This is a genomic window from Clostridium sp. C8-1-8, from assembly GCF_009928445.1.
In the GTDB taxonomy this organism is placed as follows: Bacteria; Bacillota; Clostridia; order Clostridiales; family Clostridiaceae; genus Clostridium_AR.
In genome coordinates this window covers 30,378-54,448 of sequence record NZ_JAABNO010000020.1, presented here as the reverse complement: position 1 = coordinate 54,448, position 24,071 = coordinate 30,378, and the positions used below count along the sequence as shown (strand labels likewise).

Annotated in this window: 24 protein-coding genes and 2 riboswitches; of the genes, 21 read left to right on the top strand and 3 right to left on the bottom strand. The window is 32.3% G+C overall.

Annotated elements, in window-relative coordinates; genetic code table 11:
- Nucleotides 1-101: 101 nt before the first annotated feature.
- The 8 genes from GXK57_RS18285 (at nucleotide 102) to GXK57_RS18250 (ending at nucleotide 7,522) form a co-directional block, all read left to right on the top strand.
- Nucleotides 102-635, top strand: a complete 534-nt coding sequence (locus tag GXK57_RS18285; protein WP_160679073.1) for a sigma-70 family RNA polymerase sigma factor — start codon at nucleotides 102-104, stop codon at nucleotides 633-635.
- A 6-nt stretch (nucleotides 636-641) separates the two neighbouring features.
- Nucleotides 642-971, top strand: coding sequence for a hypothetical protein (locus GXK57_RS18280; RefSeq protein ID WP_160679071.1), 330 nt, complete (start codon nucleotides 642-644; stop codon nucleotides 969-971).
- A complete protein-coding gene (locus GXK57_RS18275) occupies nucleotides 968-1,309 on the top strand; it encodes a zinc ribbon domain-containing protein (protein ID WP_160679069.1) in 342 nt (113 codons plus the stop codon). The genes GXK57_RS18280 and GXK57_RS18275 overlap by 4 nt, the downstream gene beginning before the upstream one ends.
- 32 nt (nucleotides 1,310-1,341) lie before the next feature.
- Nucleotides 1,342-1,779 carry a hypothetical protein gene (locus GXK57_RS18270; protein WP_160679067.1) on the top strand — a complete coding sequence of 146 codons (438 nt, stop codon included), beginning with the start codon at nucleotides 1,342-1,344 and terminating at the stop codon, nucleotides 1,777-1,779.
- Nucleotides 1,780-1,918: 139 nt separating this feature from the next.
- Nucleotides 1,919-2,605, top strand: coding sequence for a response regulator transcription factor (locus GXK57_RS18265; RefSeq protein WP_160679065.1), 687 nt, complete (start codon nucleotides 1,919-1,921; stop codon nucleotides 2,603-2,605).
- The gene (locus GXK57_RS18260; protein ID WP_160679063.1) at nucleotides 2,606-4,138 is read left to right on the top strand and encodes a HAMP domain-containing sensor histidine kinase; all 1,533 of its coding nucleotides are present in this window, start codon (nucleotides 2,606-2,608) and stop codon (nucleotides 4,136-4,138) included.
- Between the two features lie 478 nt (nucleotides 4,139-4,616).
- Entirely contained in the window at nucleotides 4,617-5,672 is a 1,056-nt protein-coding gene (locus tag GXK57_RS18255; RefSeq protein ID WP_347709101.1) for an FAD:protein FMN transferase, read from the top strand.
- Nucleotides 5,673-5,812: 140 nt separating this feature from the next.
- Complete coding sequence (locus GXK57_RS18250) at nucleotides 5,813-7,522, top strand: FMN-binding protein (RefSeq protein WP_160679061.1); 1,710 nt, start codon at nucleotides 5,813-5,815, stop codon at nucleotides 7,520-7,522.
- 240 nt (nucleotides 7,523-7,762) lie between these two features.
- On the opposite strand, the gene GXK57_RS18245 is transcribed toward GXK57_RS18250, so the two are convergent.
- The gene (locus tag GXK57_RS18245; RefSeq protein WP_160679059.1) at nucleotides 7,763-8,323 is read right to left on the bottom strand and encodes a DNA-3-methyladenine glycosylase I; all 561 of its coding nucleotides are present in this window, start codon (nucleotides 8,321-8,323) and stop codon (nucleotides 7,763-7,765) included.
- A 202-nt stretch (nucleotides 8,324-8,525) separates the two neighbouring features.
- On the opposite strand from GXK57_RS18245, the gene GXK57_RS18240 reads away from it, so the two are divergent.
- A complete protein-coding gene (locus GXK57_RS18240; protein ID WP_160679057.1) occupies nucleotides 8,526-9,353 on the top strand; it encodes a class I SAM-dependent methyltransferase in 828 nt (275 codons plus the stop codon).
- 63 nt (nucleotides 9,354-9,416) lie between these two features.
- Nucleotides 9,417-10,028, top strand: a complete 612-nt coding sequence (locus GXK57_RS18235; RefSeq protein WP_160679055.1) for a histidine phosphatase family protein — start codon at nucleotides 9,417-9,419, stop codon at nucleotides 10,026-10,028.
- 192 nt (nucleotides 10,029-10,220) lie between these two features.
- Here the strand turns inward: GXK57_RS18235 and GXK57_RS18230 are convergent, their stop codons facing one another.
- Nucleotides 10,221-11,417, bottom strand: coding sequence for a M20 family metallopeptidase (locus tag GXK57_RS18230; protein WP_160679053.1), 1,197 nt, complete (start codon nucleotides 11,415-11,417; stop codon nucleotides 10,221-10,223).
- A gap of 153 nt (nucleotides 11,418-11,570) precedes the next feature.
- Entirely contained in the window at nucleotides 11,571-12,032 is a 462-nt protein-coding gene (locus GXK57_RS18225; RefSeq protein WP_160679051.1) for a YbaK/EbsC family protein, read from the bottom strand.
- A gap of 214 nt (nucleotides 12,033-12,246) precedes the next feature.
- A riboswitch (SAM riboswitch) is annotated at nucleotides 12,247-12,359 on the bottom strand.
- 423 nt (nucleotides 12,360-12,782) lie between these two features.
- A riboswitch (SAM riboswitch) is annotated at nucleotides 12,783-12,893 on the top strand.
- Between the two features lie 104 nt (nucleotides 12,894-12,997).
- On the opposite strand from GXK57_RS18225, the gene GXK57_RS18220 reads away from it, so the two are divergent.
- The 11 genes from GXK57_RS18220 (at nucleotide 12,998) to GXK57_RS18170 (ending at nucleotide 24,064) form a co-directional block, all read left to right on the top strand.
- Nucleotides 12,998-14,056 carry a methionine ABC transporter ATP-binding protein gene (locus tag GXK57_RS18220; protein WP_160679165.1) on the top strand — a complete coding sequence of 353 codons (1,059 nt, stop codon included), beginning with the start codon at nucleotides 12,998-13,000 and terminating at the stop codon, nucleotides 14,054-14,056.
- Nucleotides 14,025-14,705, top strand: a complete 681-nt coding sequence (locus GXK57_RS18215; protein ID WP_160679049.1) for a methionine ABC transporter permease — start codon at nucleotides 14,025-14,027, stop codon at nucleotides 14,703-14,705. Before GXK57_RS18220 ends, GXK57_RS18215 begins: the two co-directional genes overlap by 32 nt.
- Before the next feature lie 82 nt (nucleotides 14,706-14,787).
- A complete protein-coding gene (locus GXK57_RS18210) occupies nucleotides 14,788-15,615 on the top strand; it encodes a MetQ/NlpA family ABC transporter substrate-binding protein (RefSeq protein ID WP_202127744.1) in 828 nt (275 codons plus the stop codon).
- Nucleotides 15,616-15,747: 132 nt separating this feature from the next.
- Nucleotides 15,748-16,929, top strand: coding sequence for a pyridoxal phosphate-dependent aminotransferase (locus GXK57_RS18205; protein WP_160679047.1), 1,182 nt, complete (start codon nucleotides 15,748-15,750; stop codon nucleotides 16,927-16,929).
- 295 nt (nucleotides 16,930-17,224) lie between these two features.
- Nucleotides 17,225-17,770 (top strand): phosphatase PAP2 family protein, encoded by a 546-nt coding sequence (locus tag GXK57_RS18200; RefSeq protein ID WP_160679045.1) that lies wholly within the window; start codon nucleotides 17,225-17,227, stop codon nucleotides 17,768-17,770.
- Between the two features lie 160 nt (nucleotides 17,771-17,930).
- On the top strand, nucleotides 17,931-18,977 hold the full coding sequence (locus tag GXK57_RS18195) for a MerR family transcriptional regulator (protein ID WP_160679043.1): 1,047 nt from the start codon (nucleotides 17,931-17,933) through the stop codon (nucleotides 18,975-18,977).
- A gap of 74 nt (nucleotides 18,978-19,051) precedes the next feature.
- The gene (locus GXK57_RS18190; protein ID WP_160679041.1) at nucleotides 19,052-19,804 is read left to right on the top strand and encodes an AAA family ATPase; all 753 of its coding nucleotides are present in this window, start codon (nucleotides 19,052-19,054) and stop codon (nucleotides 19,802-19,804) included.
- Nucleotides 19,805-19,930: 126 nt separating this feature from the next.
- Nucleotides 19,931-20,452: a GNAT family protein gene (locus GXK57_RS18185; RefSeq protein WP_160679039.1), complete on the top strand. Its 522-nt coding sequence runs from the start codon at nucleotides 19,931-19,933 to the stop codon at nucleotides 20,450-20,452.
- Nucleotides 20,453-20,712: 260 nt separating this feature from the next.
- Nucleotides 20,713-21,060: a hypothetical protein gene (locus tag GXK57_RS18180; protein WP_160679036.1), complete on the top strand. Its 348-nt coding sequence runs from the start codon at nucleotides 20,713-20,715 to the stop codon at nucleotides 21,058-21,060.
- Nucleotides 21,061-21,063: 3 nt separating this feature from the next.
- A complete protein-coding gene (locus GXK57_RS18175; protein WP_160679034.1) occupies nucleotides 21,064-21,324 on the top strand; it encodes a GNAT family N-acetyltransferase in 261 nt (86 codons plus the stop codon).
- Nucleotides 21,325-21,928: 604 nt separating this feature from the next.
- Nucleotides 21,929-24,064 carry a sodium-translocating pyrophosphatase gene (locus GXK57_RS18170; protein WP_160679032.1) on the top strand — a complete coding sequence of 712 codons (2,136 nt, stop codon included), beginning with the start codon at nucleotides 21,929-21,931 and terminating at the stop codon, nucleotides 24,062-24,064.
- Nucleotides 24,065-24,071: the final 7 nt, after the last annotated feature.

Sequence of the window (24,071 nt, the reverse complement as noted above, 5' to 3'; positions counted from 1 at the left end):
GGTTGTTAAGTTAATATGAATTTTAACCTTAAAATAAAAAAATAATGAACTTATTTTTATTTCAATTGTCTTATTTGTATAGGGGTTAGGGGGGAGTAGATTTGGAGGAGTTAGAACTTATCAATAAGGCTAAAGCTGGCAATGACAGTGCCTTAAACCTTTTATTTCAGCAAAACTATAAAAAACTCTATGGATTTTTGATAAAGCTAACTGGAGATGTTTATTTATCAGAAGATCTACTTCAAGAGACTCTTATGAAGGCTATAAACAATATAAAAGACTTCAGAGGAGAAAGTAAGTTTTTAAGCTGGCTTATAAGGATTGCCTTAAACATATATAAAAATTATTTAAAAAGACAAAAAATTATAGAGTTTAGTTCTATTGAAAACTACTCAATTGTATCAGATACAAAAGAAATGGATGAGAGGGTATATGAAAAAATACAGGTTGAGAACGCACTTAAGGAACTTCAAAAGCTGAGCTATGAAAAAAGGGTTTCATTTATATTAAAGCATTATTACGGATACAGCTTAGAAGAGATAAGCAATATTATGAATTGTGCAGAAGGAACTGTAAAGTCTAGAATTCATAACACAATCAAAACTTTAAAGAGTTTATTAGGTGAAAAGGAGTGATTAGGTATGAGTGATATAGATAAAAGTTCAAGAGAAAAAAGTATTCAGAAAGTTAGTTTTTTGGAAGATGACTACTTGGAACAGATAGGACTGATAAAAGAAGTAGATACTTTGACTTTAATAACAAATGTAAAGTATAAAAAGCACTCCAGCAACTGGTGGCAGGACGTATTATATATTATTATGGTTCCTGCAATAGCTATTGCTCAAATCCTAATGGGAATTAAGTTTGGTTTGGTCAATGTAATAATTCTTAACAGTATATTATCTGCGCCTATAGCATTACTGGCTTTATTAGTACTATACAAAAATAATAGGAGGGGAGTGAGAGTATGAATTCAGTAGATATTCTTATAATGTTTGGCATATTTATATCTATAATTATATGGGCAGGTCAATCTTTGTGGATATATCTTGATGCAAGAATGAGAAGAGATAGGTTTGCAATCCTTTGGGCACTACTTGCCATGTGTAGTATGCCTATAACCCTTATAGTATATTTAATAGTTACTAGAAGCACTGAAATAAGATGTAAATCATGTGGAGCAATTGTGGAAAAAGGAACGGAAATTTGTACTAACTGTGGAAAAACTTTAGGGAAACATTGCAAGAGTTGTGGAGGTTTTATGGAGGACAATTGGAACTATTGCCCTAACTGTAAAGCTAAGTACTAAAATAAATTTTCTTGAAAGGGGAAAAAGATATTATGGAGGTTTTTAGAAAGTATAAAAAGGTTTGGATTATTTTTATTATAATAGCTATGCTTATAGCTTTGGGAGTAACTTTCCTAGTGAAGATTATCATAGGTAAGGCTGGAACGTTTGATTCCTTTAGTGAGAGAGCAGCTTTGGAATATAGTACAGGCAACAAGTGGAACGAAAGTTATAGTTATCTTAATGGAACTAAGAGTAATAAGATTAAATTAAAAAAAGACCAAACATTAAATATAGAGTATTCTTCATCGGTAAAAGAAGGGGCTTTGAAGATACTTTTACAAGATGCTGATGGTAATAATATAGCTAATCTATTAGACGACCCAAGTGGTTTATTTAAATATAAGGCAGATAAAGATGGACGATATATTATTAAAATAGTAGGAGATAAAACAAAGGGAGAATTTAATCTAAAGTGGGAAATAAAATAAACAGTAAAATCTTATATACTTCTGATTTATATTGTTTAGCATAGTTAGGTTATGTATAATAATAGCTAATAACAAAAATAAACTGCGCTTGAGACTTGTCTTAGGCGTATTTATCCTATTTGAAAGGAAGAGAAGCTAAATGTGCCCAATTACTAAGGAGCAGATAAATATTCTTGTTGTAGATGATGAAGTAAGTATTATAAATTTCATAAAGATGGGGTTGGAAGCAGAAGGCTATAAGGTATATGAGGCTTATGACGGTAACGAAGCCATAGATTTAGCACAGAAAATAAATCCACATATAGTAATACTTGATGTTATGCTACCAGGAATGGATGGTTATGAGGTATGTACTAGAATAAAAAAGATAGTAAAAACCTCTATCATAATGTTAACTGCTAAGGATGAAGTTGATGATCTTGTAAAGGGGTTAGATCTAGGGGCAGATGATTACATGTCTAAGCCTTTTAGTTTTAAAGAACTATTGGCGCGAATCAATGCTAGAGTAAGAAACAGTTTTCCAGAATTAAGTGAGGTCATAAATATAGGTGACTTTAAAGTAGACGATGGAGCCCATGAGATAACTTATAACAATAAATTATTGGATTTACCTCCAACACAATATAATTTATTAAGATTCTTGCTTGTAAACAATGGGTTAGTGCTGAGTAAGTCTCAAATATTAGAGAAGGTTTGGGGGTACGACTTTAATGGTGATGAAAATATCGTTGAAGTATATATAAGGTACCTTAGAGATAAAATCGAGGATAAAGAACATAATATAATAAAAACTGTACGTGGAGTAGGATATAAGGTGGTAGTCTAAATGAAGGTTTTTAAGAAAGCTAAAAAGACAAGAGGACTTCAGTGGCAGATATTCTCCAGGTTCTTTATTTTATTAATAGTTCTCTTATTTATAATGGGGTTGTCACAGTATTTTAGTATGAGAGAATATCTATGTAGAAGTAAAGGACAGGTATTGCAGGATAAGTTTCATAATATAGACTTTAAGGTATTAAGTCAGATTGAAAAAGTAGATGGAAGCAATGCTGAACTTCACAATATAACTAACAATTTGGTAGACAGAGCTACAAATGCGATTATCATAGATAAGTCAGGTAATGTGGTTTACAAGGTTGAAAAGAAGGAAGAGGAACCGCAGGCTTCAGATGATTCCACACTAAAGCTTGTAAAGGAGAAGGAAAAACATAAATTTACTTTTATTAATCCTAATTTATCAACAAACGAATATAAAGATTTACTCAGAAAGTCTGGAAATTTAGAAAAAGATTATAAACTTGTGAAGACTGATGAAGGTACTTTATTACTTATGGTATGGAGAAAGATTGGAGATATGAATCAGCCATCTGGGCTAATTCAATTGTGTACACCAATAAATGATGTGGGAGAAATACTAGAGAGACAGCTTTCCATATATATAGGAGGAGCTTTTTGCATACTAATACTTGGAGGAATACTTGGAAGTACTATCTTTAGACAAACTTTAGTTCCACTTCATAATATGACCAATACTGTTGAGCAAATAGATGTAAAAGAACTTCATACTAGAATTCCTGAAGATAACGGAATGCTGGAGATAGATAGACTATCACATTCTTTTAATAATATGATTGAAAGAATTGAAGTATCCTTTGAACAAGAGCAGTATATAAAGGAGAAAATGAGACAGTTTGTTTCAGATGCTTCCCATGAATTAAGAACTCCATTAACTTCTATTCATGGATTTGTAGAGATCCTCTTAAGAGGTGCGGCAAAGAATGAACAGCAGCTTAATTTGGCTTTGAATAGTATATTACTTGAAAGCGATAGACTCACTAAACTGGTCAATGATCTGTTGATGTTAAGCAAGCTAGATCAAAACATCAAGGTTGAAATGAATAACGAAGATTTAAAAGTTGTTGTAGAGGAGATTTATCCTCAGCTTCAGGTTTTAAGTGGAGATAGAAGTTTAAGTTTGGAGCTGGCTAAAGATTTAATAGTGAATATAAACAGAAATCAGATTAAGCAGGTAATATATAATCTAACTCAAAATGCAGTACTTCATACTGATAAGCATAATGGTGAAATTACCATAGCCTCCTCTATAGAAAAAGTAAATGGAGAAGACTTTGCGGTTTTAAAAATTGTTGATAATGGAACTGGTATAGAAAAGGAGCACTTAAGTAAGATTTATGATAGGTTCTTTAGAAGTGATCCCCATAGGTCTAGAGAACAAGGTGGATATGGACTAGGACTTTCTATAGTTAAAGGTATAATAGACTCTCATAATGGTAACATAGAAGTGGAAAGTGAAGTTGGTGTTGGATCAACCTTTAGTGTCTATATTAAGTTAGTATAGATGTGATTTTTTAATTAAAATATAACTATTAAATATGTACCGTTTCAATCCCAGATCTATTATTAGTAACTCTGTAATATGCCTTTAGAGAATATACAATTTATATAGCTTTAAGATAAAGAGGGAGCATCGCTGATGATTATTATTCAATCATGAGCGATGCTCCCTTTCTGTTTAAGGAAATTAACTTTTACTATAAGGCTATTCTTAAGAATAGTATTGAAATTAAATGAGTATGAGGGAGAGGCTATATGGCTGTTGATTATAATTAAAGCATGCTTAGTAATTGTTAAATTTTAAATTAGTTAACGGATTTCTCAGCAAATTCTCAGTTTATATTAATGTTATACTCAGTTTCAGTTATTATAATTCTAATATAAGCTAAGAGATCACTTAGATATTAGATTTAGCTTTTACGTTACACTGATAATACTTGAAATTGATATTTAACAAACAATACTTTAAATAAAAAGGTGAGGTGATTATTATAGGTGGACTTATAAATTTATTAGGTGTACTTACTATATTAATAGTGTTTGGATCGATAATAGTTATATTTGTAACAGGCGAAAGGAATAAAGCACCTATGATAAGAAATAGTTTTGGATTAGGTACACTCATACACCTGAGAGTTTATGGAGGGAAAAGTGAGATAGCAATAGAAGAGGCAATTAGGATAATAGGTGATATAGATAACAAGATGTCGGCTTTTAAAGCTTCCAGTGATATATGTAGGATAAACTCTAAGGCAGGGATAGAACATGAAAAGATAAGTAAAGAAACTTTTTATGTTTTAGAGGAAGCTAAAAAATACAGTAAATTAACTGAAGGTACATTTGATCCAACTATAAGACCTCTAGTTGAGCTATGGAACTTAACTGGAAAGCAAGGTGTTATACCTAGTAAGGAAGATATTGAAGAGAAATTAAAACTTGTAAATTATAACGATATAATACTTGATAAAGAAAAAGTATCAGTCAAGCTTAAAAACAATAATCAAAAGTTAGATCTTGGAGGTATAGCAAAAGGCTATGCAGCAGATATGGTTAGAGCTGTATTAAAAAAATATAAGGTTAAAAGTGGACTAATCGATTTAGGTGGTAACATTTATGTTTTGGGAAATAAAGAAAGCGGAGAAAAGTGGAATATAGGAATACAGAACCCCTTTAAGGAACGAGGCCAGTATGTTGGCATACTAAGCCTATCCAATAAATCTGTAGTTACTTCTGGTAACTATGAGAAGTACTTTATTTCTGAAGGTAAGAGATATCACCATATATTAGATGTGAAAACTGGCTTCCCATCTGAAAGCGAAATTATAAGTGCAACAATTGTTTCCGATAATTCAATAGATGGAGATGGACTATCAACAGGTATTTACATCCTAGGTGTGGAAAAGGCATTGAAAATTTTAGAAGCTGTGGATGGAATTGATGGAGTTCTTATAACCAAAGATAAAAAGGTATATGTTACTTCAGGTATGAAAAAAGCTTTAGTTTTAACAGATCAAGAGTTTGAATATGAAGAAATCTAAGGTTTGCCCAGATATTAGATTTGTGAAAATAAAAAACTATTAAACATTGGTATTGAGATTAAGTGGTTAATTATCCGATATCTTAATGTGGTTAGTCAAAGAATCAATAAGATTTTGTTAACTTAGGAGGAGTCACAAAGATGGTTAAAAAGATTCAAATTGCAAGACATATAGTACAATTGATAATGTTTATACTTTTGCCTGGTCTTTATACTTTGACCTTTAGTGAGGTCAAAAATGTATATAAGATGATAACCAGTGGAAATTTTCATTTTATTAGAGCTATTCCAGCTCTAAGTGAATTTATCATAGTAATGCTTCTTACAGTTCTTATGGGAAGATTCTTTTGTGGATGGTTTTGTGCTTTTGGAACTTATAATGACTGGATTCATTTAATATCAAAGCATGTTTTTAAGATAAAGTTTAAGGTTAATGAAAAAGTAGATTCAGTACTTAAATATGTAAAATATATTATTTTATTAATGCTGTTAATAGTTACCTGTACACTAGGAAGTAATATATTAGAAGGGACAAGTCCTTGGGATGCTTTTGCGCAGATAACTGATTTCAAAACTGTTATATCGACTTTGATTATAGGACTTATTTTACTAGTACTAATAACAATAGGAGCATTGTTTGTAGAAAGATTTTTCTGTAGATATTTATGTCCTTTGGGGGCAGTATTCTCTATAATTTCAAAAATAAGCATTTTAAAGATAAACAAACCTACTGAAAAGTGTGGAAAATGTAGAGCTTGCACTAGCGTATGTTCTATGGGGATACCTCTATACAAGAAGGAAAGTGTTAAAGGCGGGGAGTGCATAGAATGTTTAAAATGCATAGAAATATGTCCAAGAAAGAATACAGCAGTAAATATAACAGGCGAAGACTTAAATCCAGCTTTAGCTAGTTCTGTAGCTATAGCTACCTTTGCAGGAGTTTATGGTATAACCAATCTTACAAGTGCAGTTCTAACTAAGGCTGGAATATCATCAGCTAGCAATATAACAAGTGGAACAAATGTGAACTCTACAAAGTATAAGGATGGAACTTACACAGGTAGTGGTACTGGCTTTAGAGGAGGTACTACAACAATTTCTGTAACAATAAAAAATGGACAAATAAATAATATAGAAACTGTTTCATCAGAAGATACTCCTAATTTTTATAATAGAGCCTCAGGTACTGTTATAAATAACATAATAGCTTCTCAATCAACAAGTGTTGATACTGTATCAGGTGCAACCTTTTCAAGTAATGGCATAATAAGCGCTGTTCAAGATGCTTTAAATCAAGCTCAAGGAACTTCAGGTTCTTCAAATGAAAATAGCCAGAGCAGTGGTGCTGAAAATTCAGCTAATCAGAACTCAAGCAGCAAAGCTGATTCATCCAATAGTTCGTCTAATTCTAATAATCAAAGTGCTGCTGATACAAAGCAGGATTCACAAGATAAAAGTAGTGAAGATGAAAGCTCTCAGGCTACACAAAATGGTGAAGCTAATAAGGGCACAGCAAATAGTTCAAGTAGTAACCCTGGTAACTCTAACAATGGAAGTTCTTCATCAAATACAACTTCCGTGAAATATAAAGATGGAACTTATACAGGAACTGGAACAGGATTTAGAAGAGGGATTACTGAAATGTCTGTTACTATAAAAGATGGAAGGATAACTAAGGTAGAAACTGTATCCTCTCAAGATACACCTAACTACTATAATTATGCAGAAAGTACCATAACTAGTGAAATAGTTTCAGCACAATCAACAAGTGTTGATACAGTTTCAGGAGCAACTTTTAGTAGTAGAGGAATTATTGAGGCGGTTCAGAATGCATTAAGCAAGGCAAAATAATGTTAAAGTCAAACCGATAGATCGTTATAGCATCTATCCTATACCAAAAAAATTAGTATACCTTTAAAAATGAAGATGTGAAAAAAGAGTCTGCTGCACTAATTACTTAGTGCAGCAGACCCTTTAATTTTAGGCTATGTTTATAAGTGGCCATGAAGGATATGCTATGTACACAAGCTCATCAAAGCATCGAAGAACTGATCACTTGATTTCAACACAATACTTTAACAGAGCCTAATCTTATATAGAGTTTGTTCTTTTAAAACAACTATCTATGTGATCGTCGATTATTCCTACAGCTTGCAGGTAAGAGTAAACTATTGTTGTGCCTAAGAACTTAAAGCCTCTCTTTTTTAGGTCTTTACTTATCTTATCAGAAAGTTCAGTGCTGGCAGGAACTTGTGATAGCTCTTTCCAATTATTTATTAGCTGCTTATTGTCAACAAAGCTCCATATGTAGCTATCAAAGCTTCCATATTCTGATTGAAGTTTTAGAAATTCCTTAGCGTTTCCTATAGAAGCGTCAATCTTTCTTCTATTTCTTACTATACCAGCATTAGCTAATAAGTTTTTGATTTTTTCTTCATCATATTGAGAGATTTTAACTGGATCAAAATTATCATAAGCCTCTCTATAGTTTTCTCTTTTTCTAAGTATAGTAATCCAACTTAAACCAGCCTGAGCAGATTCAAGAACTAAGAATTCAAAATGTTTTCTGTCATCATGAACCGGAACACCCCATTCTTCATCATGATATTTTATGTATAGTTCATCATTTCCACACCAAGGACATCTATTCATATAAACACTTCCTGTAATTTATTAAATATCATCGATGTACCAATTTGTAATGATAGTTATATTTTCAAATTCTCATCTCAGAAACCTGAAGAGTTTCGAGAATGGATTTAGTATCGAAGTGGCACATCATAATTATTGTATCATATTTATTCTTTACATAACTAATGATATAATCTGATGTGAAAATTAAGCCTTAAGATATTTGGAGGATTTTAGATTGGAAGAGAATTTTAACATAATAGATATTGATAAAAAGGTAGTTATAGATAGCAATGAGGAAATATGGAATAAAGAAACCTATGATGCATGGGTAAATAGGTTTGGTACACCAGAAGAAGCAGCAGCTAGAATAAAAAGAAATCCAGAAGCAGTTCTTTCAATATTATACACTAAGTTTGGAGATGTAAAAGATAAGAAGATAATGAATCTAATGGGGTCAAATGGCAACAAAGCAGTAGCTTTGGCATTGCTTGGAGCAGAGGTTACAGTAGTTGATTTTTCAGAAGGCAATAAAAACTATGCCTTGGAGCTAGCAAAAGCTGCTGGTGTAAAGCTTAATTACATAGTATCAGATGTATTAAAACTACCGAAGAAAGATGTAAGTGGAGACTATGATATAGTATTTGCTGAAATGGGGATAATTCATTACTTTACAGACTTAGCTCCCTTCATGAAACTGATGTACGAAGTACTTTCTAATAAAGGTATTGCTTTAATAAGAGATTTTCATCCAGTTTCAACAAAACTTATAAGCTCTAGAGGCTCCACCGCAAAAGTGAGAAAGCATAAGGTGACAGGAGATTATTTTGATACTTCTTTAGAAGAAAAGGATGTTTCATACTTTAAGTATTCAGAAGATGATACTCCAAAGAAGGTATTCCTTAGAAGATGGACTCTGGGAGAGGTAGTTACCAGTGTTGCAAAATCAGGATTAGTTATAAAGAGCTTAGATGAAGAGCCTAACTTATCCTCTGAGGTTTTTGACAAGGGGATTCCTAAAACCTTCACAGTAGTAGCTGAAAAGTTGTAAGGGACAGGGGAACTGAGCTTCTGCGTAGTAGTCCTAAAAATAATTATGGTAGGTGTTAGGTTTATGATAGATTTAGTTATGATAAGGCATGGTCAGTCTGAGGCAGATTTAGAGAACAAACACGAAGGAAGAGCAGATTTTAAGTTAACAGCATTAGGAGTGCAGCAAGCAGAGAAAGCAGCTATATGGTTGAAAAATAAAACAACTTTTGACTATATATTTAGTAGTCCACTAAAAAGAGCTTCAGTAACTGCTGAAATAATTGCTCAGAGGTTTGATATAAAAGTGCTTTACGATGATTTGCTTATGGAATATAACAATGGGGTTTTGGCTGGGTTAGATAGAGAAGATGCTCAAAGATTATATCCTTTGCCTAAGGGTGGAAGAAAGTACTATGACAGAATAGAAATGGGAGAGTCAGCAATAGAGCTTAGAGCAAGAGCTGAAGAATTTCTAGCTAGATTAATAGATGCTTTGTCAGAAACGGAAGAAGATAAAAGAGTTCTCATAGTAGCTCATGGTGGAATAATAAATATGCTGTTCAATAGCTTTCTAAATCTTCCTATAAACAGTAACGTTATAGTCAATACTGGAGATACTGGAATACACTTTTGGAGGATAAGAGGAAATGAAAGAATAATCCTAAAATCAAATACTCAAGATCACTTGTTGTAGCTAAAGGATAATAAACTAAAGCTTTAAAATTTAAGGCTCTGTTAAAGTATCTTAAACAGAGCTAGATTTTAAAAATAATATATTATTTTAATGAAAGATGAATGACTAAATTAAAGATTTTTAAGAAATTGAGGGGTCAGCTCTAATTTTTTAATTACTCAGTAACTTTAGTCATTTCATCTTTATTTTACATTAAGCTTCTTTATTTCTATGGAAATCCTCTTTTATTGACTTCAAATTATTATCATCTGTAAATAAGGCAAGGGCAGTAATGGCTAAAGCTTTTGAACCTAGTATAAGGGCATCATCGCCGGCTTTTGAAGCAGCTGCTTCTCTAAAATCTACAGTATGTCCAACCAGATTTTCTGGACCAATCTTTACATGAGGGTGTATAGTTGGAACTACTTGGCTTATGTTACCTACATCAGTGGAACCAAAACCTTTAGGTTGTTCTGTGGATATTTCAAGTCCTAGTAAAGAAGATTTTTCAATAAATAAACTATCAAAAGTTTTATTTAATAATATATTATCAACTTTGTTTTGGAAGGCGATTACATTAACTTTAGCTCCAGTGGATAATGCTGAACCTTTGGCTATGTTTTTAATCTTTTCAGTGACTTCATCGCAGGTTTTTCTTGTGGCTGCTCTTATAAAGAATCTAGCTTTTGCATATTCAGGAATAATGTTTGGGGCGTCACCACCGTGAGTTATTATTCCGTGAATGCGGACATCTGATGTAACATGCTGTCTCAATGCGTTTATCCCATTAAAAAGAGCTATTACTGCATCTAGAGCATTTATTCCTTCATGAGGAGATGCTGCAGCATGAGCAGGTTTTCCTATAAATTCGAAGTCTAGTGGATCCACTGCCAGAGAAGGGCCTGTAGCATAGTTGTTATTACCTGGGTGTATTATTAAGCTTGCATCTACATCCACAAGCAACTTATGCTTTACAAAGCTGCCCTTAGCACTTCCATTTTCTCCACCCTCTTCAGCAGGAGTTCCCAGAACTCTAATTTCTCCACCTATTTCCTCTAAAACTTTTGATAGTGCAATAGCAGAAGCTGTGCTTAGAGTACCTATTATGTTGTGACCGCAGGCATGACCTAGGCCAGGAAGAGCATCATACTCTGCTAAAAATGCAATTGTTGGACCAGCTTTGACGCTTTTCTTTCTTGCAATAAATGCAGTCTCGTGCCCAGCAACTCCGTTTTCCACCTCAAAGCCCTCTTTAGCTAAAGTATCAGAAAGTAAGGTAGAAGCAAAGAACTCTTTGTTTCCTAGTTCTGGTTTACTGTGGATACTATGACTTATTTCTATATATTTATCTTTACTTTTATCTATTTCCTCTATAACTCTTAATTCTAAATAATTTAATTTATTACTCAATTAATTTGCCCCCTTTTTATATCTAAGTCTTACAATATTTAGAGTAACTCATATGGATATACCACTTTATAATAAAAATCTATTTTGAAGCTTTTCTAAAGAATCAGAGTAGCTTTAAAAACATTGTGTTTAAGGGTATATCTTTAATAAGTTCTATATTTGACATATGTCAACCCATTGAGCAGTAGTGAGGATCTCCATATCCTTTGGAGTTATTTTTAATGCGGTTATTTGAGAACCAGCGGCAGGGTATACATGTTCAAAATTCTTTATTGAAATATCTAAGTATACTTCTAAGTTATTTTTTAATCCAAACGGACATACGCCCCCAACTGGATGTCCTGTTACGTCTAAAACCTCATCATGGCTTAGCATTTTAGCTTTTATCCTGAAGTGTTCCTTATATTTTTTATTATCTATCTTGGCATCTCCTCTTGTAACTACAAGGATTTCCCTGTCTTTAAGCTTAAAGGCTAAAGTCTTAGCTATATATTGAGGTTCTATACCTAGAGTTTGGGATGCAAGCTCTACAGTAGCTCCACTAGTTTTTAGTTCAAATACAGGATCTTCTAAGCCTTTTTCTAAAAAATAATTCCGTACACTTTCAACACTCATTTTTTACACCTCATTTCTTATTTTTTCAGTAGTACAACCGTATCTTTGTTCCAATACATCAAAGAGTGGGATGAACAACTGCCTAATCTCAGTATTATCCAAATATAGTTTTAGCTTTAATATATATGATAAACAATAAAAAAATCTCCTTCCGTGAGTGGAAGAAGATTTAAAATGCAGCTCTATAAAAGCCTATATCTCAAAACATAATCTTCCCTCATCTATCAGAAGTACAACTTCTGTTGGAATTAGCACCGTGCATGCAAATGAAACATGTTGGTTGCTGAGGCATCTTAGGGCCATTCCCTCCGCCTCTCTTGATAAGGATCTTTATACAATATCTAATTTTACTCTTTAATAACCAATGCTAAAACTAATTTTTACTTATATAGCATAAAGATTGGTTTTCATTAAAATATCTTATTAATTTTCCAAATTTATCATGATAATCTTGATTAAATAGAATTATAAGCATAATTATTTTATATGTCAATATATTTAATTAAACATATTTGATTACTATGAAAAAAGTATGTTTTTTGGAATTGATTTTGACTTATATGCATATAAATGCTTATATACGTGTACCACTTCAATCCCAAATCTATATTTAAATATTAAGTGGTACATCTATAGATAGTGATGTTTATAAAAAAAATTCATAAAATAAAAATAAAAAATCACTGTTGACAAATAAAAAAACAGTAACTATAATGAGTTTCAAGCAGAAGTTGTAAAAAAGAATAACGATCCTTATCTAGAGAAACTGAGGGACTGGCCCGATGAAGTTTCAGCAACCGGCGTGTGTTCATTTGCTCGCAAGGTGCTAATTCCTGCAGACTAAGGTCTGGAAGATGAGGAAAGGTGATACTTGTAATTTACCCGTTTATGGGTTTTTATCGAGTCCTCTTTCCTTATTGGAAAGAGGACTTTTTTAATTTTACTGTTTAAAGGGGGCGATTAAGATTATTCATTTAAAAGGTGTTGGGAAGACCTATTATGCAAAAGATCATGAATTAGAGGCAGTAAAAGGGGTAAATCTGCATATAGAAAAAGGAAAAATAGTTGGCATAATAGGATACAGTGGTGCTGGGAAAAGTACTTTGATTAGATGTATAAACTTGCTTGAAAGACCTACTACTGGGGAGGTTGTTGTTAATGGTAAAGACTTAACCAAGTTATCAGCAAAAGAACTGAGAAAGAGTAGAGAGAAGATTGGAATGATATTTCAACATTTTAATCTTATGAGAAGTAGGACTGTATTTAAAAATGTTACGTATCCTCTTAAAGGCAATGCTTTAAATAAACAGGAAATAAAAACTAAGGTGGAAGGTTTATTAGATTTAGTAGGCTTGAGCGATAAGTTAAAGGCTTACCCATCTCAGCTAAGTGGGGGACAAAAGCAGAGAGTAGCAATAGCAAGAGCACTTGCCAATGATCCACAAGTTCTTTTATGTGATGAGGCCACTTCTGCTCTTGATCCAGAAACAACTCAATCGATTTTAGCGTTGTTAAAAGAAATAAATGAAAAGCTAGGACTTACCATAGTTATAATAACTCATCAGATGGAAGTAGTTAAAGAGATATGCCATGAAGTAGCAGTAATGGATAAAGGGGAAATAGTGGAGCAAGGAGATATAGTTCAGATATTCTCAAAGCCAAAGGCTCAAATGACCAAAAACTTTGTATCTACAATCTTTAAGTATGACAAGATTTATGAACTTTTAGATAAGAATTCATTTATTGGAAATCTTACAGAAGAGGAGATAATAGCAAAGATTTCTTTTGTGGGGCAGAACACAGGGCAAGCCTTTATTTCTAAGGTGTCAAGAAAATTTAAGGTAGATGCCAGTATACTATTTGGCAATATAGAGATTATTCAAGAAGTTCCGGTGGGCAATTTAATAGTAAAGTTTAATGGGGGAAGAGACAGTATTGTAGAAGCCTTTAAGTATTTGGAGGACAAAAATGTAGAGGTGGAGGTGATAAGAGATGCTTCAGTTCTTTCAGAATCTTATGCCTAATGTGATAGATTTATTTCCTGATATGATGAAGGCTTTAGGAGAAACCTTGCTAATGGTACTTATAGCCGGTAGCATATCAACGATTATTGGACTTCCTATAGGTGTTACCTTAGTTGTTACAAGACCAGGAAATATACTAGAAAACAAGGTGATATATAGTATTTTAGGTAAGATAGTAAATATATTTAGGTCAATACCTTTTGTAATATTGCTGGCGGCTATCATACCATTTACTCGGTTTGTAGTTGGAACTACCATAGGGCTTAGGGGCGCAATCGTTCCTTTGGTATTAGGTTCTGTACCATTTGTAGCAAGACAGATAGAATCTGCTTTGCTAGATATTGATGGAGGAGTGATTGAAGCAGCTCAAGCTATGGGATCTAGTTCTTTTGAGATAATTTATAGGGTATTTCTAAAAGAAGGACTTCCAGGCATAATTTATGCACTTACAATAACTACTGTCAGTCTTATAAGCTTTTCAGCAGTGGCAGGAACTGTTGGAGGGGGAGGGCTTGGAGACTTTGCAATAAGATATGGCTACCAGTATTTTAAAACAGATATAATGGTTGCCACTATAATAATTTTGCTTGTTTTAGTAAATGGGATACAAAGCTTGGGGGAGCTTTTATTGAGAAGACTAAAGCATTAGATATATTGTTATAAATAAAATGGAAAATTACTATTTATCATGGGGTTAAATTTAAATATATAAATAAAGTGGGGGCGTTCAAATGAATATAAAAAGAATATTAGCAGTTACATTGGTATTAACAATTGGGGCAACAGCATTAGTTGGATGTGGGGCAAAATCTTCTAGTGCAGATAATAAAAAAGAAGTAATAAAACTAGGAGTAACTGGAGATGATCATAGAGTTTGGGATAATGTTAAAGAAAGATTGGCAAAACAGAATATAGAGCTTAAAATAGTTACCTTTAGCGATTATATAAGACCAAATCAAGCTCTAAGTGATGGAGATATTGACGCAAATGCCTTTCAAACCGTAGCTTATTTTGAGCAGTTTAAAAAAGATCATAATTTAGATCTTACTTCTATAGGAAATACGGTCTTAGCCCCAATGGGAATCTATTCGAAGAAAATAAAAGATATAAAAACCTTAAAGGATGGAGCTAAGGTAGCGGTTCCCAATGATGCTACAAATGAAGGAAGAGCACTTTTGTTACTACAAGATGCAGGTTTAATTAAACTTAAAGATGGCGTAGGTATTAAACCTACAGTTAAGGATATCATTGAAAATACTAAGAAGCTTAGTATAGCAGAGCTTGTTGCAACTCAAATTCCAAGATCAATAGAAGATGTTGATATAGCGGTTATAAACAATGGAGTGGCAGTGGATGCAGGTTATGCACCACTTAAGGACTCCATATATATTGAAGACACAAAAAAGGAAAGTGCTAAAAATTACTTTAATATAATAGCTGTTAGGACAAAGGATAAGGACAAGGCTATTCTTAAAAAGCTAGTTGAGGTTTATCAAACAGATGAAACCAAAAAGGTAATAGACGAAACAACAAAAGGCTCATCAATACCAGTATTCTAAGGGACAGGGGGACGGAGCTTCTGTCCCTATTAAAGCTACTTAAAATACAAAATAGTTTTCCTATAAAATCCATTGATAGCGTAGTATAATAGATGTAATTAACTATTTTATTCTACAAAAGGGGGCTTTTATGTGTTTTCGGAAAAAATTATAACTAATTTAAGTAATTCATCTTGGATAAGATTGATGTTTGAAGAGGGAGAAAGATTATCTAAGATATACGGGGCAGATAATGTATATGACTATAGTATAGGAAATCCTTATGCGGAACCTCCTAAGGAAGTTACTGATTCACTTAAAAAACATATTTTAGGTGAGGAAAAAGGAATTCATAGATACATGAGTAATGCAGGCTATACGGATGTAAGACAAAAGGTTGCTGAAGCTTTACAAGAGGAAAGTGGAGTTGAGCTTTCATTTAATAATATAGTTATGACAGTAGGTGCTGCAGGAGGACTAAATGTTGTTTTAAAGTCATTGCTAAACCCAGGAGAAGAAGTCATAGTATTTGCTCCATATTTTGTTGAGTATAGCGCTTATGCTGATAACAATGGTGGAAAAACTGTTGTAGTGCCTCCAGATACTAGTACTTTCGAACCTAATCTTGAAGCGTTTGATAAAAGTATAACTAATAAAACTAAAGCTATTATTATAAATAATCCTAATAATCCAACAGGGGTAGTATATAGTGAGGAAACTCTAAGAAAAATAGATGAGATATTAGATAAAAAAGAAAAAGAGTATGGAACAACAGTATATGTTATTTCAGACGAACCTTATAAAGAAATCGTATATGAAAATATAAAAGTTCCTAGCTTATTAGCTATATTTAGAAATGCAATAATAGTTAATTCTTTTAGTAAATCTTTAGGGCTTGCTGGTGAAAGAATAGGATACATAGCTGCTAGCAGTAAGATAGATCAAGTTGATTTACTTATGAATGCATTAAGTTATTGCAATAGAGTTCTTGGTTTTGTAAATGCTCCTGCATTATTTCAAAAGGTTATAGCAGATTCTTTGAAGGCAAAGGTAGATATAAGCGAATATGAAAGAAGAAGGGATTTCTTATATGAGAAAATAACTTCTTTAGGTTTTGAGTGTGTAAAGCCACAAGGTGCTTTTTACTTATTCCCTAAAGCTTTAATCGAAGATGATGTTGAGTTTGTAAGAATAGCTATGAAATATAACCTTCTTTTGGTGCCAGGAAGCGGATTTGGATGTCCGGGGTACTTTAGAATGTCTTACTGTGTTAAGTTTGACATGATTGAAAGATCAATTGAGGCTTTTGAGAAATTGGTAAAAGAGTTTAAATAAATATAATGTTTCTTAAGCTATCTAGGTGTATTTATCTAGATAGCTTTTATTTTTACTGTTTAGAGAATTCCTCTGGCTTCCGAGAGGAGAGTTTTAAGATCTAAGTTTTATTGTGAAGTAATAAAGAATAAATTTATAAAAAGTTTAAAATATAAAGTAAATATATATGATAAAATGAACTTTATTACTGAAACCATTGATATCTTATATAAATATATGAAATTGATTGTCTATAAGATAGCAAGTAAATAAAACAGTTATAATAAATTACAGGCATACAAAGGAGGTTGAAAGTATGATTACAGCAATGTGTAATATAGATACTTCAATTTTAGAATTTATTCGTAATAATCTTCATACGCCTATTTTAGATAGGTTGATGATATTTTTTACTAATATAGGTGAATCAGGCTCGGTTTGGTTATTAATAGCTCTAGGTCTCATTATAAGTAAAAAGTATAGAAAAGTTGGCTTAATGATGATAGTTGCATTATTAATAGGTTATTTGCTGGGGGAAGGGATATTAAAACATATATTTAGAAGGGAAAGACCTTTCACTCATGTTCCAGGTATTGAACTGTTGGCTAAAAGACCAAAGTCTTATTCATTTCCGTCGGGACATACAACTTCGTCCTTTGCAGCTGCAGGAATACTAGCTTATTCTTTTAAGAAATATGCTCCTGGATTTTATCTGCTTGCTGGACTTATAGCTTTTTCAAGGCTTTATTTGTATATGCATTATCCTTCAGATGTTTTAGGGGGAATAATCCTAGGAACTTTAAGCTGTATAGTTACAATTTATATATTTAAGAAGTTCATTAAGAAAAAAATAAATGCTTAAATTATCAATAATAGGTATTGACCCTGCCCCTCGGGCAGGGTTTATATTTTTACTGTAAGAAGTTTATTAAGCCAATTAAAGCATCGGATAATTACTAAATTTCAACAGAATACTTTAACCGATCTTAAAATGAAAGCTGATTTAATAGAGGAGATAATTTATGAATACTAAAACTGTATCGGAAATTTTGGATATATCATTAAAGACTTTAAGGCTATATGAGCAGCATGGAATAATTAAAATAAAGAGAGATTCTAATAACTATAGAAATTATACTGAAGAGGATATTAAAAGATTAAGACAAGTTAAACTTCTTAGAGAGTTAGGCATACCACTTAAGAATATTAATGACATATTTGAAAAGTCTTTTGAAGATAACAAAGTAGTGAGAGAGCTTACCATACAGCTTAAGGCAGTGGATAATAGAATATCAGAGTTAGAAAGTATAAGAAACACTTTGGTGCAAAGTGTTAATGATGCACTTTTGACCTCAGAGGACAATTCTAACATCTATTTTGAGAACATAAGTAAATGTTTGGACGAGAATTTAGAAAATAGAAGGAAGTGGGTGGACAGATGGAATTTTGATAGCTGGTCAAAAAGTTATGATATTTCAGTAAGGAGAAATATTAATGATGATTTAAAATTGTTTGAAGGATATGACTATGTGCTAGAGAGCTTAGTAGAAAAAGTGAAAGAAAGTAATAGTACAAGAATCCTTGATATAGGTTGTGGTACTTGTAATATATATGAGAAATTAGATGAAAATGTAGAGTTTACAGGTATTGATCAGAGTATAGAAATGCTTTTAGTTGCTAAAAGAAAATATGGAGATATTTCTTTAAGATTAGGAAGCTTTTTAGATAAACCTTTTTTAGAAAATCATTATGATATTATAGTATCAACCTATGCATTTCACCATCTTAATGATTTGGAGAAGGAAACTGCTGTAAATTATATGTTGAAATACTTGAAGCCAAATGGGAAAATATTAATAGGAGATCTTATGTTTGAAAGCCAAGAAGAAAGACTGAAGAAGAGAGATGATTTCTTAAGTAATGGAAGAGTGGACTTATGGGACATTATTGAAGATGAATATTATACAAATATTAAGAAACTGAAAAGTTATAGTGAGCTTCTAGGTTGCAGTTTTAATTATAAGCATCTTGTTAATTTTACTTGGCTCATAGAGATAATAAAGCCTTAAAATTACTATCCTAAAGAGAGGAGGTTTCTAGTGACCAAATACTAGAGAGTAGATATGTTCGCTGGAGAAAAATAATGAATACATCTGAGCTTAATCAATATTTACGAAGTATTGAACTAAAAAGAGATAAGATCGAAAGCTTTTATGAATATCCGTATTGTTTAGAAGCGGTAAAAGGTATGGGAACATTAAGCTTTCATCCAAAGGTTACTTTTTTTGTTGGAGAAAATGGTTCAGGTAAGTCTACTATATTAGAGGCTATTGCAACAGCCTATGGTTTTAATCCAGAAGGTGGTACAATTAATTTTAATTTTTCCACAAATGATACTCACTCAAAGTTATATGAGAATATCAAACTTGTAAAAGGAATAAAGAAACCCAAAGATGGATTTTTTCTAAGAGCAGAAAGTTTTTATAATCTTGCTACAAATATTGAAGAGTTGAACAAGGAGGTTCCAGGACTTTTTAGTTCTTATGGCGGGAAGTCCTTACACAAACAATCACATGGTGAATCTTTCTTTTCTGTATTTATGAATCGCTTTGGAGGAAATGGAATTTATATATTAGACGAGCCTGAAGCGGCGCTTTCTCCAGCAAGACAGCTGTCTATGATAGCTAGAATGCATCAACTATTAGAACAAAATTCACAGTTTATTATAGCTACTCATTCACCAATCTTAATGGCTTATCCTAATTCATTGATATACGAAATAAAGGACGGAATTCAGTTAGTAAATTATAAAGAAACTGAACATTATAGCATAACTAAAGCCTTTTTAACTAATCCCGAGAAAATGCTTAAGATACTTATAGAAGAAAGTGATTGATGATAGTCTATAAAATAGCATGATATTATAGGCAGAAAGAAATTTAAGTATTTGTAAAGAAGTGTAACAAAGCTTCATATTAATAAATTTTGATGTTTAATTTAATATAAAAAGGGGAGATATATTATGTATTATGGGGAAAAGGTATGTTTAAGAGCTTATAAGGAAGATGATATACCTGTAGCTGTAGAGATGATAAACGATAGAGAGTTAAAGAAGCTTTTAGTTACAGATATACCATTTCCTTTTACTTCATGGGAAGAAGAGGAATGGATAAAGTCTCAAAAATCTTCAAGCACTGGAGAGTATAATTTTGCAATAGAAGATATTGAAAGCAAAAAATATATAGGTGGCTGTGGCATTCAGAAGGTCAATTGGTTAGCTCGTACAGCTACTGTTGGTATAATGATAGGTGATAAAGATTATTGGGGTAAAGGTTATGGCACTGATGCTATGAAGGTGCTTTTGGACTTTATCTTTAACAATATGAATATAAACAAAGTAAAACTAAGCGTATTTTCTTTTAATACAAGGGCGCAAAAAAGTTATGAAAAGTGTGGTTTTGTAGTAGAGGGGATTCTTAAAGAAGAACTGTTTAAGGATGGCAAGTATTATGATGAGATAGTTATGGCAGCATTTAGAAAATAAGCAACAATAATTTTGAGATAGGATTATAGTAGAATGCCATACTGCAATTATTCTATACTTTGCTTATGATAGCTGTCACATATAGTATCTTCTGCATAGATATTTAATTTAAAATTAGGATTGAACATAGCTAAAAAGAAAAGAACCTAACAATATAAGAAGTTAAGAATGAAAAAAGTTAAGAATATAAGAATTTATAAAGTTAAGAAGTTAAGAATTTATTGGAAAAATCAGCGTTACAGAATGATAGGGTGAATTTTATGATAGGTGAAAATGATATTTTGCATAAGTTAAATATAAAGGTTTATACTTGCGAGGATTATAAATTACTTACTAAAGAAGAGTTAAATGAATTTACTTCTATATACGAAGAAAGCCTCGATGGCATAGCTAAATGCGAACTTAAGCAAAAAGGAAAACACAATTATACCGATGAAGAATATAAACAGCAGCTAGAGCAGTCTAGACAGGGATTCAATAATTTCTGGTCAGAGTTTTTTACAAAAAGTGATTATGAAGAGAAGTTCGCTGTTGTAGCTATGAGTGATGATAATAAAAAATTAAGTGCTGCTAGGTTTATAAAAAATAAATTCACAGAGTGGCAGTAGCTTGTGGAAGCAGTAGAAACTCATCCAAGCTTTAGAAGGCTAGGCATAAGCAAGAAAGTTATAAAAGAAGGTATTAGTTATATAAAGCATAATTATAGAGATGCTTGTATTGTGATTTCAAATATATATAATTTAAATACAGAATCTATAAAATTACACCAGAGCATAGGATTTAGAGTATCAAGTGATAAACCTACAGATAGCTATGGAGAATTTGACGATAGAGATATAAGATACCAACTGAATATTCAAAGGAAATCCTAAGATTAAAAGAAATAACATAGATTTATATAAAGGTGTACCACTTCATAATGAATGTTATGTTTTCAAATATCATCTCAGAAACCAGAGGATATCTGAAAATATATTTGGCATTGAAGTGGTACATCTTTATTTCATATAAAAGCAAATTAAAAACTAAACAAAAATGAACCATCTACACAATAAAAGCATATTTTATTGTGTAGAGAGGTCTAGAAGGACTTTTTTTGACTAAATCAAATGAAATTAGAATTTTTTGAAAATTGCCAAAATAAGTAAGAAGATTTATAATGTGAAAGTAGATTAAAGTTTATCCACTTTCATTAGTAAAGGATAAAGTAATCATTCTTTTATCAAGGAGGCTGATAACATAAGAATATCATTTAAACGTTTTTATTGATATTTTTAACTATTAACCACATTATATATGTATTAAAGGTCACATAAGTTCAATAAAAAATCTCTTAAATCAATGTATTTATTATATGAACATATGAAATTATGTTTATTATTATGAACATATGATGAGTTGCACTTACTTTTGTGAGGGTAATGATATTTACGCTATCATAGGTTAAATAATACAATTAAGAGGGAGATGTTATTTGTGACAGCATATTTTTGCATAATTTATGGGGTTGTTTTGATTTCAGCTTTGGTAATATTTTATCTTGCAAAATACATATTTAAGCAGGATAAAGGCAATAAAAAAATGCAGGAAATCTCAGGGGCTATAAAAGAAGGCGCTATGGCTTTCTTAAAAAGACAGTATAAAACTATAACTATTATAGCTGTAGTTGTACTTGTTATAATTACCGGAGCGGATTATTTTGCTAACAGATCTAAAGAAGGTGTAGATGCAGTTAGTATAGCGTGGCATACTGGAATAGCATTTATAACTGGAGCATTTTGTTCAGCCATATCTGGATATATTGGAATGTACATGACAGTAAATTGTAATGTAAGAACTGCTGAAGGCGCTAGAAAAGGCTTAAATAAAGCTCTTCAAATAGCATTTAGAGGCGGTACTATAACTGGTCTTGCAGTCACATCTTTATCACTTTTAGGAGTATCAACATTGTTTTTAATATTTGGAGGAGCATCGGGAAATGATTCTCTAATAAAAGAAGCACCATCACTTATAGTAGGTTTTGGATTTGGTGCATCTCTAGTTGCGCTCTTTGCACAGTTAGGTGGAGGAATTTATACAAAAGCTGCTGATGTTGGAGCAGACTTAGTTGGTAAGGTTGAAGCTGGTATACCAGAAGACGATCCAAGAAATCCTGCAGTAATAGCTGATTTAGTTGGAGATAACGTTGGAGACTGTGCAGGAAGAGGCGCTGATTTATTTGAATCAACAGCTGCCGAAAATATAGGAGCTATGATACTTGGAGTAGCATTGTATCCTGTATTCGGAGTAAAGGGAATATTATTCCCACTAGTTGCTAGAGCTTTAGGAATTATAGCTTCAATTGTAGGGGTTTTCTTTGTAAACGTTAAGGATGAAAGTAAAGACCCAATGAATGAACTTAATAAAGGTTATGGAATAACCACAATTATAGCATTAATACTTCTATTATTTAATGTTAAGTACATGCTAGGAGGAAAGCTTCCAAATGGTAATGATATAAATTATTGGTTACTTTATGGCTGTGCTGTAACAGGAATAGTATTAGGATTTGCATTTGTAATTATAACTAATTACTATACTTCCTGTGATCATAGACCTGTAAAAGAAATAGCAAAGTCCTGTGAAACTGGACCAGCTACTAATATAATTACTGGGGTTTCTATAGGTATGGAATCTACAGCTTTACCAGTAATACTTATTTCTCTAGCTATATTTATATCTTATAAATTAGGTGAATCTGCTCTTGGTGGAATAGCTAATTCAGGCCTTTATGGTACTGCAATAGCTACTATGGGTATGCTTTCTACTTGTGCCTTCGTATTAGCTATGGATACTTTTGGACCAATAACTGATAATGCCGGTGGAATAGCAGAGATGTCTGGTGCACCTGAAAAGGTTAGAACTATAACTGATAGGCTTGACGCTTGTGGAAACACTACAAAGGCTCTTACAAAAGGATATGCAGTTGGATCAGCAGCTCTTGCTTCTTTCCTATTGTTCTCAGCTTATCTGGATGAAGTAAAGAAAATATTAGGTAAACCTTTAGACTCTTGGTTTAGTGTAGACATTGGAAAACCTGAAGTATTTATCGCTGGTTTTGTAGGCATTATGTTGGTTTATTTATTTAGCTCAACAGCTATAAGAGCAGTAGGAAGAGCTGCTCAATATATAATAGTAGAAGTAAGAAGACAATTTAAAGAAATACCTGGCATAATGGAAGGCAAGGCAAAGCCTGACTATGCTAGCTGTGTTGATATAGTAACTAAGGGTGCTTTGAAAGAAATGATAGTACCAGGTCTTATAGTAATTATAACTCCTATACTAGTTGGTGTTCTGCTAGGTAAAGAAGCTGCTGCAGGGTTCTTGATGATAAGTACCATTGCAGGTGTAGTAATGGCATTATTCTTGAACAATAGTGGTGGAGCTTGGGACAATGCTAAGAAGTTTATAGAACTTGGCAACCTAGGAGGAAAGAATTCAGAGGCTCACAAAGCTGGTGTTGTAGGAGATACAGTTGGAGATCCATTTAAGGATACAGCAGGACCATCTTTACATGTACTAATTAAGCTTATAAGTACAATAACCTTAGTGTTTGTAGCTCTATTTAGCTAGATTAAGA